The sequence below is a fragment of the Proteus sp. Marseille-Q3619 genome (assembly GCF_965283115.1).
In genome coordinates this window covers 2,277,898-2,294,027 of the sequence record NZ_CBDIMP010000001.1, presented here as the reverse complement: position 1 = coordinate 2,294,027, position 16,130 = coordinate 2,277,898, and the positions used below count along the sequence as shown (strand labels likewise).

The 16,130-nt window shown below is 33.5% G+C and carries 18 protein-coding genes; 13 read left to right on the top strand and 5 right to left on the bottom strand.

The features are described from left to right. Window positions 1–6 precede the first annotated feature (6 nt). The 12 genes from cpxA to trmL all read left to right on the top strand — a co-directional run bounded on the left by cpxA (window position 7) and on the right by trmL (window position 10,776). Window positions 7–1,398, top strand: coding sequence for an envelope stress sensor histidine kinase CpxA (cpxA, locus tag ACWPWK_RS10445; protein WP_109373405.1), 1,392 nt, complete (start codon window positions 7–9; stop codon window positions 1,396–1,398). A gap of 361 nt (window positions 1,399–1,759) precedes the next feature. Further along, on the top strand, window positions 1,760–3,028 hold the full coding sequence (locus ACWPWK_RS10440; RefSeq protein WP_109373404.1) for a lipopolysaccharide biosynthesis protein: 1,269 nt from the start codon (window positions 1,760–1,762) through the stop codon (window positions 3,026–3,028). Beyond that, window positions 3,025–3,591, top strand: a complete 567-nt coding sequence (locus ACWPWK_RS10435; RefSeq protein WP_208623310.1) for an acyltransferase — start codon at window positions 3,025–3,027, stop codon at window positions 3,589–3,591. Before ACWPWK_RS10440 ends, ACWPWK_RS10435 begins: the two co-directional genes overlap by 4 nt. Before the next feature lie 6 nt (window positions 3,592–3,597). Continuing rightward, a complete protein-coding gene (locus tag ACWPWK_RS10430) occupies window positions 3,598–4,827 on the top strand; it encodes a hypothetical protein (protein ID WP_454208843.1) in 1,230 nt (409 codons plus the stop codon). Window positions 4,828–4,860: 33 nt separating this feature from the next. Next, window positions 4,861–5,406, top strand: a complete 546-nt coding sequence (locus ACWPWK_RS10425) for a glycosyltransferase family A protein (RefSeq protein ID WP_454208841.1) — start codon at window positions 4,861–4,863, stop codon at window positions 5,404–5,406. 235 nt (window positions 5,407–5,641) lie between these two features. After that, entirely contained in the window at window positions 5,642–5,911 is a 270-nt protein-coding gene (locus ACWPWK_RS10420) for a hypothetical protein (RefSeq protein ID WP_454208839.1), read from the top strand. A 427-nt stretch (window positions 5,912–6,338) separates the two neighbouring features. Continuing rightward, window positions 6,339–7,040: a ChbG/HpnK family deacetylase gene (locus ACWPWK_RS10415; RefSeq protein ID WP_109373400.1), complete on the top strand. Its 702-nt coding sequence runs from the start codon at window positions 6,339–6,341 to the stop codon at window positions 7,038–7,040. Next, a complete protein-coding gene (locus ACWPWK_RS10410) occupies window positions 7,037–7,633 on the top strand; it encodes a glycosyltransferase (protein WP_454208837.1) in 597 nt (198 codons plus the stop codon). Before ACWPWK_RS10415 ends, ACWPWK_RS10410 begins: the two co-directional genes overlap by 4 nt. Then, complete coding sequence (locus tag ACWPWK_RS10405; RefSeq protein ID WP_454209238.1) at window positions 7,603–8,172, top strand: glycosyltransferase; 570 nt, start codon at window positions 7,603–7,605, stop codon at window positions 8,170–8,172. Before ACWPWK_RS10410 ends, ACWPWK_RS10405 begins: the two co-directional genes overlap by 31 nt. A gap of 72 nt (window positions 8,173–8,244) precedes the next feature. Beyond that, window positions 8,245–9,411, top strand: coding sequence for a nucleotide sugar dehydrogenase (locus ACWPWK_RS10400; RefSeq protein WP_109373398.1), 1,167 nt, complete (start codon window positions 8,245–8,247; stop codon window positions 9,409–9,411). 36 nt (window positions 9,412–9,447) lie between these two features. Continuing rightward, window positions 9,448–10,239, top strand: a complete 792-nt coding sequence (locus tag ACWPWK_RS10395; RefSeq protein WP_109373397.1) for a glycosyltransferase family 2 protein — start codon at window positions 9,448–9,450, stop codon at window positions 10,237–10,239. A 33-nt stretch (window positions 10,240–10,272) separates the two neighbouring features. Continuing rightward, window positions 10,273–10,776 carry a tRNA (uridine(34)/cytosine(34)/5-carboxymethylaminomethyluridine(34)-2'-O)-methyltransferase TrmL gene (gene trmL / locus ACWPWK_RS10390; protein ID WP_036933349.1) on the top strand — a complete coding sequence of 168 codons (504 nt, stop codon included), beginning with the start codon at window positions 10,273–10,275 and terminating at the stop codon, window positions 10,774–10,776. A gap of 74 nt (window positions 10,777–10,850) precedes the next feature. Here the strand turns inward: trmL and ACWPWK_RS10385 are convergent, their stop codons facing one another. From ACWPWK_RS10385 to ACWPWK_RS10365, 5 genes are all read right to left on the bottom strand, one after another. After that, window positions 10,851–11,411 (bottom strand): serine acetyltransferase, encoded by a 561-nt coding sequence (locus tag ACWPWK_RS10385; protein WP_109373396.1) that lies wholly within the window; start codon window positions 11,409–11,411, stop codon window positions 10,851–10,853. After that, complete coding sequence (gene cysE / locus ACWPWK_RS10380) at window positions 11,411–12,232, bottom strand: serine O-acetyltransferase (RefSeq protein WP_109373395.1); 822 nt, start codon at window positions 12,230–12,232, stop codon at window positions 11,411–11,413. Before cysE ends, ACWPWK_RS10385 begins: the two co-directional genes overlap by 1 nt. Before the next feature lie 93 nt (window positions 12,233–12,325). Beyond that, a complete protein-coding gene (gene gpsA / locus ACWPWK_RS10375) occupies window positions 12,326–13,342 on the bottom strand; it encodes an NAD(P)H-dependent glycerol-3-phosphate dehydrogenase (RefSeq protein WP_099073939.1) in 1,017 nt (338 codons plus the stop codon). After that, window positions 13,342–13,812: a protein-export chaperone SecB gene (secB, locus tag ACWPWK_RS10370; RefSeq protein WP_109373394.1), complete on the bottom strand. Its 471-nt coding sequence runs from the start codon at window positions 13,810–13,812 to the stop codon at window positions 13,342–13,344. The genes gpsA and secB overlap by 1 nt, the downstream gene beginning before the upstream one ends. Before the next feature lie 69 nt (window positions 13,813–13,881). Continuing rightward, window positions 13,882–14,319 (bottom strand): rhodanese-like domain-containing protein, encoded by a 438-nt coding sequence (locus ACWPWK_RS10365; protein WP_109373443.1) that lies wholly within the window; start codon window positions 14,317–14,319, stop codon window positions 13,882–13,884. 359 nt (window positions 14,320–14,678) lie between these two features. Between ACWPWK_RS10365 and rimO the strand changes: the two genes are divergently transcribed. Next, entirely contained in the window at window positions 14,679–16,007 is a 1,329-nt protein-coding gene (rimO, locus tag ACWPWK_RS10360; protein WP_099073937.1) for a 30S ribosomal protein S12 methylthiotransferase RimO, read from the top strand. Window positions 16,008–16,130: the final 123 nt, after the last annotated feature.

Here is a 16,130-nt window from a genome sequence, read left to right as displayed (position 1 = left end):
TTCTTTATGATAAATAGTCTGTCAGCGCGCATTTTCGCAATATTCTGGCTGACGCTAGCATTAGTTCTTGTGCTAGTTATGATGGTTCCAAAGCTGGACTCGCGCCAGCTTACCCCTCTTTTAGAGAGTGAATACCGTCAAGGCGTTATGCTAGAACAACATATAGAAGCAGAATTAGCTCAAGATCCCGCTAACGATCTCCTTTGGTGGCGTCGATTAATTCGTGCTATTGATAAATGGGCACCACCTGGTCAACGCTTAATTATCGTGACCAGTGAAGGCCGTATCATCGGCGCTCAACGTAATGAGATGCAGGTTGTCAGAAACTTTATTGGTCAATCTGATAACGCCGATCATCCTAAAAAGAAAAAGTATGGTCGTTCTGAGATGTTAGGGCCCTTTTCTGTAAGAGATGGTGAAGATCATTACCAACTTTATCTCGTACGTCCTTCAAGTAGCCCTCAATCTGACTTTATCAACTTATTATTTGATAAACCGCTATTGCTACTCATATTCACCATGCTTATCAGCACACCATTATTAGTATGGCTTTCTTGGAGCTTAGCAAAACCTGCAAGACAACTTAAAAATGCGGCCGATGATGTTGCTAAAGGTAACCTCCGCCCTCACCCAGAGCTAGAGACTGGTCCTCAAGAGTTTTTAGCAGCAGGCACCAGTTTCAATCAGATGATAAGTGCTCTTGAACGTATGGTTGAAGCACAACAACGTTTAATTTCTGATATTTCTCACGAGTTACGAACACCATTAACACGCTTACAATTAGCTAGCGCATTGTTACGCCGTCGTAGTGGAGAAAGTAAAGAGCTAGAGCGTATTGAAACTGAAACTCAGCGGCTTGATGGCATGATTAATGACTTGCTGGTTCTTTCTCGTAATCAACATAAAAACGAGTTATTACGTGAAACAGTAAAAGCCAATGAATTGTGGGATGATATTTTAGATAACGCTAAATTTGAGGCCGAACAAAGTAATAAAACACTACAAGTGACAACACCGCCGGGAGCATGGCCTATTTACTGTAATCCATATTCTCTGGCTAGTGCATTTGAAAATATCGTTCGTAATGCCTTACGTTATTCCAACTCTCGCATTGAAGTTGCCTTTACTGAGCAGAACCAAGGTATCACCATTATTGTTGATGATGATGGCCCAGGCGTTAGCCCAGAAGATAGAGAGCATATCTTCCGACCGTTCTATCGTACTGATGAAGCAAGAGATCGTGAATCTGGAGGCACAGGCTTAGGTTTAGCGATTGTTGAAACCGCAGTTAGCCAACATCGAGGCCATGTTAAAGCTGACGATAGTCCATTAGGTGGGTTAAGAGTAGAGATTTGGTTGCCAAGAGCAGGAGCGGGTAATAAATCACCAGCAGCTTAATAGAGTAATTAAACTGTTGTATCAAAATATACTGCCATCTATTGAAGAATAGGTGGCATATTCTTTTAGTTAGCGTTTGTTGATGCAATTCAGAATGATCTGGCTGAATCGACCGTTATTCCGATATTTATATATACCCAATCAATGCTAAAATACCCAGCTATCACTTGACCGTCTGGTTTGAAGAGTCTACTCTCACTGCGGTTTTTGCATATTGTTAAAGTATGCTTATATAACAAAACTCTTATATTACATATAGATAAGAGTTTTTCGAGATAAATTTTGGCGCTCTGGGGGCCGTAAACCCAGTGCGGTAGCTTTAACAAAATAAATTAATTATTAGATAAGGTCTTAGGATTTCATGAAGTTACTAAAAGGAGCAAGTGTATACCTAATTTCTAATATACTAAACTCAGCAATTCCTTTTCTTCTACTACCAATATTAACTCGATATTTATCAACTGAAGAATATGGAAAAATAGCTATGTTTCAAATATTTTTAGCCGGTATTGGAACATTAATTGGCTGTAATACTATTAGTGCTATAAGTCGAAAATATTTTGATGAACGAAAAAGTGACAATGAATTAAAAGAATATAATAATTCATGTCTATTTATTCTTTTTATAAGTGCTATCCTTGTATTTTTATTCATATCTATATTTATAAACTCATTGTCTGATTTTTTATCCATCCCCCCAAGTTGGATATATATAGCAATAATAATAAGTACAATAAACTACATAATATCGTTAAGATTAATTCAATGGCAAGTTAGAGGTGATGCAAAAAAATTTGGCATTCTTCAGTTATCTAATAGTAGTACCAATATAACTTTATCTCTAATTTTAATTGTAATTTTCAATCAAGGCGCACAAGGAAGAGTAGACGCTCAACTTATCTCATCTATAATATTCTTCTTGTTATCTGCATTTCTTTTAATAAAGAGTAATCTAATTTCAATACTTCAGAAACCTAATCCAAATTTAATGAATGATGCTTTATCCTATAGCATACCTTTATTGCCACACACTATTGGTGTATTCTTTATTAGTTTTATTGATAGGTTTATTATTAATAAAACAATAGGATTAAGTGAAGCTGGAATATATATGGTGGGTGTACAACTAAGCTCCACAATAGCAATTATTTTCAACTCACTATATCAAGCATATATTCCATGGTTATTTGAAAAATTGAAAAAAGATGATATTAATGAAAAGATTAAAATAGTAAAGTACACCTATTTATTTTTTATCACCTTGTTTTTTTGCAGTATCTTAATATTTATTATAAGTCCTATTTTAATCAGATTTATAGTCGGAGAACAGTATTATTCAATATCTAATATCATTGGTTGGTTATGCTTGGGTCAATTATTTGGTGGAATGTATCTTATAATGTCTGGATATATTTATTATTCAAAGAAAACAGGTCGCCTCGCCATCATAACTATATTATCTGGCATTACAAATGTTATATTACTTCTTGCATTTGTCCCTAGATATGGGTTAATTGGTGCTGCAGTATCTTTTTCTTTGGTAAAATTAATACAACTAATAACCGTATACATAGCATCTATAAAATGTGTAAATATGCCTTGGTTTGGATTAACTAGAGAAAAAACATGAACTTTATAAAAAAACTTAGAATTATTATTCTAATGAAATTAATATCCTTATTAAAGATATTAATTAAAAATGAAAAATATAATAACTTACTAAATTATTACAATTATAATTTAACCAAAGAAAGATTAAGAAATAAAAATATTTTTATTGGAAATAATACTATTATATATAATACTGAGTTTTCACACAGCCAAAAAGGGGATTATTTTTATATAGGAGATAACTGCACTATTACTGGAGCCCATCTTATAGGTCATGATGCATCTCCAACACTATTTATTGATGAATTAGTCATTCATAAAGAAGTATGGAAAAATGGTTCAAGAAAATCTTACCGAAATCCTATAAAAATAGGAAATAATGTGTTTATTGGTGTGGGTACTATCATTTTACCAGGAAGTCATATTGGTGATAATGTTATTGTTGCTGCAGGAACTGTTGTATCCAGTAATTTAGAAAGCAACTTTGTATATGCAGGAAATCCAGCTAAAAAAATAAAACCTATAGAAAGCTATATTGAAAAATATAAGAGTATATATGAATCAAATCCGGAAAAATTTTAATAAATAATGAAAGCTTATAGACATATTTATAGCCATAAAAATAATATCATTGATATGATTATATTACTCTTCTTTTTATTAGCACCTTTATCAATAACTTTCTTTGAAAAACAGAATCTTTTAATTGTCACCTTATTACTCTCATTTTATATATTCCTTAATATAAAAAATATAAATAGAGTAAAAATGGAAAAAATAAATCTAATTTTTATTTCATCCTATATTTTATATATAGCCATTTCTAGTATAGGAATGTTATTTAATTTTAACAAACTAAATTATAACTATCTAATTAACTTTTCATCACGCCTTACAACATTAACAATTGGATTGGTAATATTATATGCTATAAATTATTGGTTAGACAGAAATCCTAGGAAATTAAAAACTATACCTAGACTATCTTTCTATATATGCACTCTATTTTTATTACTAGCATATTATCAGATAATAGCTTTAACATATAACTTACCATTCGTAGAAACTAGATCATTTATTTATGGTTCCAATTCTGCTTTAAATTCCTCACTAGGATTTAGAATTACATCTATTGCTAGAGAACCAAACTACTACTCACCTTTATTATTTGAATCACTAATAATTGCATGGATCTTCTTAAAAAGAAAAAGTTTTTTTATCTTTTCCATATTAACAATTATTATAATGTATAAAACATATTCAACTGGCGTATATTTACATGCAGCATTATTACTAGGAATATTTTTATTAACAAAAAAAACTGGAGCTTCATTTAAACTAATATTGACAATAATAATTCTATTATTAATCCCAATTATTATATATATTGGATTAGACTCAACAAGTTTGGAATATTTCTCAGATAAGTTAAAAAGTGAAGTTTCTGGTGATTCAACAAGATCATACGTTATTGTAACAATAATAGCGGGTTTCCTAGACATTCCATTTATAAATCAGTTATTTGGAAATGGATTGAATAGCCTTGATTTTTACAATATTCTTGCGATAAATAATTTCAAAGAAATAGACTTTAGTATTTCAAATAATCTATTTGTTGATTTTTTATGGGATGGAGGGCTATTTGGAATACTACTTTTTTCCATTGGCCTTTTAAAAATTGGAAAAATATTGTTTGATAGTTACAGAAAAAATAAATATTTTTATGCTTCTTTTTTACTATTTTTTAGTTTTCTAATTACATCTCTTTATCGTTCAGAATATGCTTCCTTGCATTTTTTTGGACTATTGCGAATATAATTATTCTTTATCGTTTGGGGAAGGAATATAAAAATGAGTATTGACATGCTATATTCAATTTATCGTGATGGCATCTTGAAATTTTTAAAAAACATTCCCACACCAAAAGATAATGTAACAATTATTATTGTTCATCAAATTTTAGCTGAAGATAATTATGAACTTTTATTAGAAAAATTATTCCTCAGTAGAAAAGATATTAAATATTTTAAGAGTTATACTAAAGGTGTAACTAAAAGCCGTAATATAGCCATTTCGAAATCGAAAGCTGATATTGTTTTATTCTGTGATGACGATGTGAAATATATTGATAATATAAATTATATTATAGCTTCAGCTTATAGTAAGTATCCCGAATATAGTTTTTTAACTTTCTCTTACTTAAAAAACTATAGTTGGCACAAATTTAAAAAACAAGATTTTGAACATAATTATAGAACTATCCTTAATATTGGGACTATTGAAGTAACTTGTGTTAGAAAACACATTTCAGATAATCACTTTAAATTTCCTGAAGATTTAGGTGCTGGTGAAAAATACTTTCTTTGTGATGAACCGTATTTCTCTCTCAATTTCTAAAGAAAAAATTAAAAGGAAGATATATAGCAGAAATCATAGGAGAGCATCCTGATGATTCTAGTGGCCTCATCTTTAATAATATTTATGCTTTTAAATCCAGAATGTTATGTTTTCAACGGATATTCGGAACATTAAAAGGAACATTTTTATATTACTTATTTTTAATTAAAAAAAATTTTAAAAAATTTGATAGTTTTAAATCTGTAATTCATGCTTTTATATTGGTCTACTCAAAATGAATATTAAATTTAAAAAATTTGGTTTAACCTTTAATGATAAATGGAATTATAAAAACATTGATGTTTCTGATTTATTTAAATTTACAGCATATAAAGGGCACAATGAATTTAATACTACCTTACCTTTTATACAAAAAGATAAGCGAAGTATAGTTAATTATCTATCAAATAATGAAGATGACTTGTGGTCCAATGTAAAAAAGAACACAAGAAATGAAATAAATAAAATTAAAAAAGAAGATGTTAAAACAATATTAACAGCATAACTCTTACCTCATTTATAAATTTATACAATGAATTTATTGAATTTAAAAACTTATCACTAGCAAAACTTTCTGAAGAGAGATTAAAAAAATATAAAAATAATATATTATTAACCTCAACAGAATTAAATAATGAATGGCAATCCATTCATGTTTATTTAATTATAAATGATTATGCTGAATTGCTATATTCAATTACCAATCATAATATTGAACATAAAATTGTGGGTATGATAAACAGGTTTCACCATTGGAATGACCTCATCTATCTAAAAAATAGTGATTTTAATACATATGATTGGGGTGGTATCGCTTTTGGTGATATGGATGGTATTGCCAAATTTAAATTATCATTTGGTGGTGAAGAAATAATTTCAAAAATTTATTTTTCTCCATTATATTATCTAACACTACTTATTAGGGAGAAATCATGGAAAAAATAATTATTAATGCTGATGATTTTGGTATCTCTCCAACTGTAAATAAAGCGATTATCACTTGCTTTGAATATGGAATAATAAATAGCACTACAATATTAACGAATATGAATTCTACTGATGAAGCCATTCAACTCACGAAAGAGCTAAAATTGCCCATAGGTATTCACCTAAATTTAGTGGAAGGTCATTCATTAACATCTGAAATAAAAAACTTTCCTCAAATTTACAACAAAAAAAATGATAAATTGGAATTTAATATAAATAGAACATCATTAAAAATACAAAAAAAATTATCAAGTGTGATTAGAATAGAGTTAGAAAAACAAATCTGCTATTTACTTGATAATGGAATTACTCCAACCCATATAGATTCCCACCAACACACACATACTATCTTTCCTATATTTGGCATTGTAAAATCATTAGGGAAAAAATATAATTTAAAAATTAGAATACCAAGAACTACAGGCTCAAGATCAAAGTTAAAGATACTCTATAAAAAAATAATGACATTAAATTTAGTTTTAAATAAAATGAACCTAACTTCTGAATTTATTAACATTGATGAATTTAAAATTGGATATATTCATAAAGGTAACTTAGAAGTAATGGTGCATCCAGATATAAATGAAAATGGCGATATTTTCTGTAACACAACTAATACTATTCTTATAGAAAACAGAATTCTATGAAAGCATTATTACTAAATACTTCCTTTCATCCTAATTTTGGAGGCGTAGAAAACTCGCTCCGCAGTATTTGTAATTCATTATACGAATTAGGTTGGGATATAGATGTTATCACAAGTGACGATGGTTACTTACCAAGTCACGAGATTATTTTTGGTGCTAATATTTATAGGTATAAACAACGTAAATTCGGTTTATTTTTATTCTCTTTGAAAAAATTATTAAAAGAAAAAGATACAGGTAATTATGATTTAATAATATCAAGACATACCCTTACCTCATTTTCATTATTATTAAGTAATATAAACAATTTCCATTTTATAGTCCCAGGCGTTCACTTCTTTCAAAATAAAAAAAGAGGCACTGACTTTTTAGAAAAAATAAAATTTCTTTCTAATATTATTATTGAAAAATATGTTTTTAATAAAACACCTTATATTTACTGTTTTAGTAAAACGATGAATGAACAAATATCATTCTACAGAAAAAATAATAAAGAAATCATTCAAGTCCCGCCAGGGATTGATTTAAGAAGATTTCACCCAGTAAGTGAACAAGAAAAAAAATATTACGAAAAAAACACGACTTACCTTTAAATAAAAAAATAGTTTTATGCCTTGGTAGATTTGTAAAAGTAAAAAATTTTGAAGTTGTGATTAAGATGATAAGTATATTAAATGATGATTATCATTTAATACTTGTTGGTGATGGTCCATTGTTAAAAAATTATTTAGAATTAATAAATGATTTAGATATAAAACATAAAATCACAATTATTAAATCTACTTCGACCCCTGAAGAATTTTATAATTCTTCAGATATTTTTTGTTTACCTTCGACGTACGAACCTTTTGGTCAAGTACTATTAGAGGCAACAGCATGTCATTTACCAGTAATAGCATTGAATAGTGATTTTTTTCAAACTGCAAGTAAAGAAATATATAAAGACTATAATCATCTTATTACTTTTGTTGATGAAAACTCAGCTGAAAATTTTAAAAAAATTATTATTAAAATACCAACAAAAGATTATGATCAAACACAAGCAAATTCTTTCTTAAAAGAACATTCATGGGATAATTTAATACTTACGATTATTAATAATGAAAAAAATAATCTTTCTAAGAATAAATAGTATGCATATATTATTATCTCATATGTAAATTACATAGAATATATACTTTAGAATCAAGGAATATTATATAAAATGAAAATCACCATATCCGGAACCGGCTATGTCGGTCTATCTAACGGGATCCTTCTTTCCCAAAATAACAAAGTTATTGCGTTAGATATCAATAAAGAAAAAGTCGAACTCTTAAACAAAAAAATCTCACCAATTTCAGATAAAGAAATTGAAGAGTTTTTAGCTACGAAAGAACTCGACTTCACAGCAACTCTAGATAAAACAACTGCTTACCAAGATGCTGATTTTGTTATTATCGCAACGCCGACCGATTATGATCCTAAAACTAACTACTTTAACACCTCATCTGTCGAGTCGGTTATTCGTGACGTTTTAGAATATAATCCACACACCACGATGATTATTAAATCAACCATTCCGGTTGGTTTTACTAAAGAAATGAGAGAGAAATATAATACTGAGAACATTATATTTTCTCCTGAGTTCTTACGCGAAGGCCGTGCGCTTTACGATAATCTTTACCCTTCTCGTATCGTGATTGGTGAGCGTTCAGAAAGAGCAGAAACCTTTGCAAATCTGTTGGTTGAAGGTGCTCAGAAAAAAGATATTGATGTGCTTTATACTGATTCAACAGAAGCAGAAGCAATCAAATTATTTGCTAATACCTATCTTGCATTACGTGTTGCTTACTTCAATGAATTAGATAGCTATGCTCAAGCTTATGGCTTAAATGCAAAACAAATTATTGAAGGTGTTTGTTTAGATCCTCGCATTGGTAATCATTACAATAACCCATCATTTGGTTATGGCGGCTATTGCTTACCGAAAGATACTAAGCAACTATTAGCAAACTACGAATCTGTACCTAATAATATTATTGGGGCTATTGTTGAAGCTAACCGCACCCGTAAAGATTTTATTGCGGACTCAATTATTGCGAAATCACCTAAAGTTGTGGGTGTATATCGTTTAATTATGAAATCGGGTTCTGATAATTTCCGCTCATCTTCAATCCAAGGCATTATGAAACGAATCAAAGCCAAAGGTATTGAAGTGGTGATTTATGAACCAGAAATGCAAGAAGAGACTTTCTTTAATTCAAAACTAATCAACGATCTAAATGAATTTAAAGCTATTTCTGATGTTATCATTACCAATAGAATGGCTTCTGCATTAAATGATGTTGAAGAAAAAGTTTATACTCGTGACCTATTTGGTAACGATTAATTTATATCTTCCCTTTCAGATTAGGCAGTAGTTCTGATGTTATCTAAAAACACTAATTTTTTAATATCTATCATTATGCCATCCTACAATTCTGGTGAATATATAAGGAAGTCCATAGAATCCGTTCTTAAGCAAACTTATAAAAACTTTGAATTAGTTATTATTGATGATTGTTCTAATGATAACACTATTGAAATAATCTCTTCTTATGATGACGAAAGAATAAAGATATTAAAAAACGATATTAATCAAGGCGCAGGAATTACTCGCAATAGAGGTTTATCGGTATCTAGCGGTCGTTTTATTTGCTTTCTAGATAGTGATGATTCTTGGCGAGAGGATAAACTAGAAAAACAGCTTAACTTTATGTTATCTAATAACATAGATTTTTGTTTTTCAGCCTATGATAGGGTTTATGAAGATAATACGTTTATCTGTAAAATTGGGATACCTGAAAAAGTAAGCTACTCAGATATGCTAAAAGTCTGTTCTATTGGTTGTTTAACAGTAATGTTTGATAAACATAAATTTACTGATTTCGCTATGCCTTCAATTAGAAAAAGACAAGATTACGCATTGTGGTTGAAATTATTGAAACAAACTCCCTATGCTTATGGAATAAATGAATCTTTAGGCTCTTATAACATAAGAGAAAACTCAATTTCTTCTAATAAACTTGATGCTGCAAAATATCAATGGAGAATTTATAGAGAAGAAGAAAAATTAAATATTTTTCATTCTATTTATTATTTCTCTCATTATGCTTTCAATGGTTTTTTTAGATCTAAATTTCCATCTTTAGCTAAAAAAATAGGTGTTCTAAAATAGCACTCATTCTTAATGCCCTATCTTAGGCTTAATATGCTCAATATCGTCTTATTTGAACCCGAAATTCCACCGAATACGGGTAATATTATTCGCCTGTGTGCTAACACAGGCTTTCATCTCCATTTGATCCAACCTTTGGGTTTTACTTGGGATGATAAACGTCTACGTCGTGCAGGGCTTGATTATCGTGAGTTTGCAGATATTAAACAGCACCACGATTATTATGCTTTTTTAGAAAGTGAAGGTTTAAACCCTGATAATGCACAATCACCGACAGGTGCACGTGTATTTGCCTTAACGACAAAAGGGACTCCTGCACATAGCAACGTTAGCTATCAAGATGGCGATTATCTTCTTTTTGGACCTGAAACTCGTGGTTTACCACCTTATGTATTGGATAATATGCCAACACAGCAGAAAATCAGAGTCCCTATGCTTGCAGATAGTCGCAGTATGAACCTATCAAATACTGTTGCCGTTGTAGTTTTCGAGGCATGGCGTCAACTAGGTTATCCTGGTGCGTTATTAAGAGACTGAAATGCAAAAAGCGCTGTTCATAAATAATGAGCAAGCGCTTTTTTCTATTGGATCCAAATATATTAAAACTTCATTTAGTCTATTTTTGGTCGTTTTATTTCAGCAACAACCTTCGTGATATACCGACACCCTTCCCCTACATCTTTCAACACCAATGCATGAGCGCCAATCACGGCATTATCACCTACCACTATCTCTCCGCCAATAATCGATGAGTTACAACCAATATAAACGTTATTGCCGACTCGAATATTGGCTTTGCCATCTTTCGCTTTTACACCAATCGTCACGCCTTGCATTAAGGTCACATTCTCGCCTAACTGACAGTAATTAGTCAGTACAATCCCGATAGGATGCGGTAATGAAAGACCTTTGCCTATACGTGTTCTTAGTGAGATATCGTTGCAATATTTACGATTATTGTTAGCACCAATGCGAGTGCCTAACTTTTTAAGAAAACGATGGTTAGAGAAATAAAAGAATTGGGCGACACGCCACCAAAATAGATAACGTGAGCGTTGGCAGAAAAAAACACGATGAAAAAGTCTTATCCAGCTAAAAGGCTTGTTATCACTAATATATTCAGCGTGTAAACAAGCCTTAAGTTCAGAGAGTGTGACTTCTGTTGATACCATTAAATACCATCACCACATTCAAAACCAGATACTACACCATTAAAGTGTTGATCCATATCGAGTGAAGGCTTATCACTGGTTGGTTTACCCACAATGCGAGCAGGTACACCAGCAACCGTGGTGTGTGCAGGAACTTCATGTAATACCACAGAGCCAGCGCCAATTTTAGCACCGCGACCAATCTCAATATTACCAAGTATTTTAGCACCAGCACCAATCATCACGCCTTCGCGTACTTTAGGATGACGATCACCGCAAGTTTTACCTGTTCCCCCTAAGGTAACAGATTGTAAAATAGAGACATCATTCTCGACGATAGCAGTTTCACCAATCACAATACCTGTCGCATGATCAAGCATAATGCCATGGCCAATGCGGGCGGCTGGATGAATATCGACACCAAAAGTAACAGATATCTGGTTTTGTAGGTAAATGGCAAGTGCTTTACGATCTTGCCCCCATAACCAATGAGCTATGCGATAAGCTTGTAAGGCATGGAAACCTTTTAGATAAAGCAGAGGTGTGGAGTATTTATCAACAGCAGGGTCGCGTAAACGAACAGCGGAAATATCATAAGCTGCAGATTCAATCATAGAATTATCGCTACGATATGCTTCTTCAACAATCTCACGCACAGCAATCGCGGGCATTGTCTGAGTTGCCAGCTTGTTCGCCAGCATATAACTTAAAGCGCTGCCTAAATTTTCATGCTTGAGTAATGTCGCATGGAAGAAACTCGCCAAAATTGGCTCGCAATCTGCCAAACATCTTGCTTCATTTTTAATATGATCCCAGACTCTTTTTAGCTCTTCTAGCGACATACTCACTCTCATTCTTTTACATTGAAGCCTAAGCAAAAACTTAGGCTTCTTATGTTTAAAACAGAAATAAATAACTGACTATTTAAAATAGACTTAGAACAGATTGCTGTCTATCTCATCTTTCGTTGCGCGACCTAATAAAGATAATGCCGCTTCTTTGGCATCTTTATGCTGATATAAAATCTGGTAGATCTGCTCAGTGATAGGCATTTCAACACCAACTTGTTCTGCTAATGCGCGAACTTCTTTGGTATTACGATAACCTTCAACTACCTGCCCAATTTTCTCTTGGGCAGTATCAACATCAAAACCTTGACCTAGCATCATGCCGAATCGACGATTACGAGATTGGTTATCAGTACAGGTTAAGACTAAATCACCTAACCCTGCCATTCCCATAAAGGTTGCTGCATCTGCACCTAAAGCTTTCCCTAAACGACTCATCTCAGCAAGACCACGGGTGATAAGCGCTGTACGTGCATTGGCACCAAAACCCATACCATCAGACATACCCGCGCCAATGGCGATAACGTTTTTTACCGCGCCACCCAGTTGCACACCGATAAAGTCAGGGTTTTTATAAACACGGAAACTTTTGCCACAATGGAAAAGCTGTTGAAGCTCTTCAGAGAACGTATTATCCGTTGATGCCACAGAAATCGCAGTAGGTAAACCTGCCGCAAGCTCTTTAGCAAAAGTAGGTCCTGATAAAACTGCGAGCGGGATTTCATTACCTAATACTTCACGCGCTACATCTTGCAACAAGCGACCAGTATGTGCCTCAAGTCCTTTTGTCGCCCAAACAACACGCGCATCCTGACGTAAAAAGGGTTTGATCTGTTGTAATACATCACCAAAAACATGGCTTGGGATCACAACCAGAATATTACGGCTGGCTTCAATGGCTTTTTGCAAAGAAGCTTCCATGTATAAACTATCAGGAAAGGAAACATCGGGCAGAAATGCCTGATTACAGCGAGCTTGCTCTAACGCAGCAACATGCTCAGCATCATGACCCCAAAGTACGACGTCATGGCCATTGCGCGCCAAAGTAATCGCTAAAGCGGTGCCGTATGAACCGGCACCGATAACTGTCATAGAAGCGTTCATTAAGCTTCTTCAACCCCTTCATTAGCGGCATCAGTTTGTTGCTGCTGTAAATAGTTCATAAACAACGCATCAAAGTTAACTGGTGCTAAATTCAGTTGTGGGAAAGTACCACGGCTGACTAAGTTAGTGATACATTCACGAGCATAAGGGAACAGAACGTTAGGGCAATATGCACCTAAGCAATGTGCTAATTGAGTGCCTTCGATACCTTCAACGGTAAAGATACCTGCTTGTTGAACTTCACACAGGAATGCAGTTTCGTTATCCATTGTTGCGGTTACAGTCACGCGCAGAATAACTTCATAGACGTTTTCAGCTAAAGTATTAGAAGAAGTATCCAGATCTAATTTAACTTCTGGTTGCCACTCTTTTTGGAAAACTTGTGGGGCATTAGGCGCTTCAAAAGAGATATCTTTTGTATAGATACGTTGAATTTGAAAAGTCATCTCTTGGTTTTGCTGTTCTGACATAATAATCTTACCTTTTTATATCCTTATTAATTGAATAGCAGTAAGTATAGAACTCAATCTGCCCGCTCGTTACTTTTTACCTTTAGCCAGTGGTAAATTCTCACCACTCCAGCCTGAAAGACCATCTTTTAAGATAAAGACTTTTTCAAAACCGAGTTTAATTAGGCTCTCAGCAGGTTTTGCACCTTCAATGCCTGATGGTGACACAACAATAACTGGCTGTGATTTATATTTCTCCAGCTCAGCAATATTATTACTTTTGATTTCAGAAGGCGTTAAATTGATAGAATCAATGATGTGTCCTTTACGGAACTCATCACGGCTACGGATATCAACACACACCGCATTCTCTTTGTTTATCAAAGAAATCGCTTCTGTACGGGAAATATTTTTCGTCTTAGAAAAAAGCCCTTTAAAGGTCAATACAATGACCGCCACCAGCAATGCGACCCAGACAAAACTTAACAGGGTGTGCCGGTTGAAAAATTGCATTACTTCTTGCAGCATAGGATGCAATCACTCTCGTTAGTTAAAAATAGTATCAAAGAGCCAAAGTATACCTTTGTCATGGCGCAATTACAGCCTATTCCTGCGTTTCTCTTTCTATTTTTGCGGAAAGTTTCTCAACAATCATTTTTTTTATTGACGGATTTATGTACCATTAGCATCGGATTTATGAAAAATGATGAATTAAAAAGGTCACTCCTTTTTACTCTACAAGATCCCTCTTCAGGCAAGCTATTAATAAATCAGCATCCCTTATAATGGCTACTTACGTATAAAATCGCCCATATTACGTAAGATTTATACCTGTCTGAGATACAACAACTATCTGTTATTTATTTAAAAGTATTGAGAACACGAGCATGTCGCAAACAAATCAAGTGCCTAAAATTGGATTCGTTTCATTAGGTTGTCCTAAAAATTTAGTGGACTCTGAACGTATCTTAACCGAACTGCGCACAGAAGGTTATCAAGTTGTTCCTACCTATAATGATGCTGATTTAGTCATCGTCAACACCTGTGGGTTTATTGACAGCGCAGTACAAGAATCGCTAGAAGCGATTGGTGAAGCACTCGATGAAAACGGTAAAGTGATTGTTACTGGCTGTTTAGGTGCAAAAGAGAACCAAATTCGTGAAGTGCACCCAAAAGTACTCGAAATCACAGGGCCTCATAGTTATGAGCAAGTTTTATCTCATATTCACCACTATGTACCAAAACCTGACCACAATCCTTTTCTCAGTCTTGTTCCTGAACAAGGTGTAAAATTAACACCTCGTCATTACGCCTATTTAAAAATCTCTGAAGGCTGTAATCACCGTTGTACTTTCTGCATTATTCCATCAATGCGAGGCGATTTAGACAGTCGTCCAATTGGTGAAGTATTAGGTGAAGCTAAAAGATTAGTTAATGCAGGCGTAAAAGAGTTACTTGTTATCTCTCAAGATACTTCTGCTTACGGTGTTGATACTAAACATCAAACGGGTTTTTGGGATGGAATGCCTGTCAAAACCAGTATGGTCAGTTTATGTGAACAACTGGCAAAATTAGGCATTTGGGTTCGTTTACACTACGTTTATCCATACCCACATGTTGATGATGTCATTCCTTTAATGGCTGAAGGTAAAATTCTACCTTATTTGGATATTCCGCTTCAGCATGCTAGCCCTAAGATCTTAAAACTAATGAAACGCCCAGGTGCCGTTGAACGTACCTTAGAGCGAGTAAAGCGCTGGCGTGAAATTTGCCCTGAATTAACCTTACGTTCTACCTTTATTGTTGGTTTTCCGGGTGAAACAGAAGAAGATTTCCAAATGTTGTTGGATTTCCTCACCGAAGCACGTTTAGATCGCGTAGGTTGCTTTAAATACAGCCCTGTTGATGGTGCAAAAGCAAATGAACTGGCGGATCAAGTGCCTGAAGAAGTGAAAGAAGAACGTTATCATCGCTTTATGCAGTTGCAACAACAAATTTCGACTGAACGCCTGCAAGAAAAAATCGGCAAAGTATTGCTGGTTATGATTGATGAAGTCGATGAAGAAGGCGCGATTGGTCGTAGCATGGCTGATGCTCCTGAAATTGATGGTGCTGTTTACCTCAATGAGCAATTTGATGTAGAGCCAGGGCAAATCGTGCGTGTTCTTATTGAACATGCTGACGAATATGACCTTTGGGGTACTATCGTCGAATAATCTCTCTCGTGGACAGCGTGATATTCTATTGCGCTGTCACACAGATTGCCTCTTTTTTCCGCTCTCCTATTATTATTGCTTTATAATCTCTTATTAATTGAATAGATTACCTGTTAGGTATTA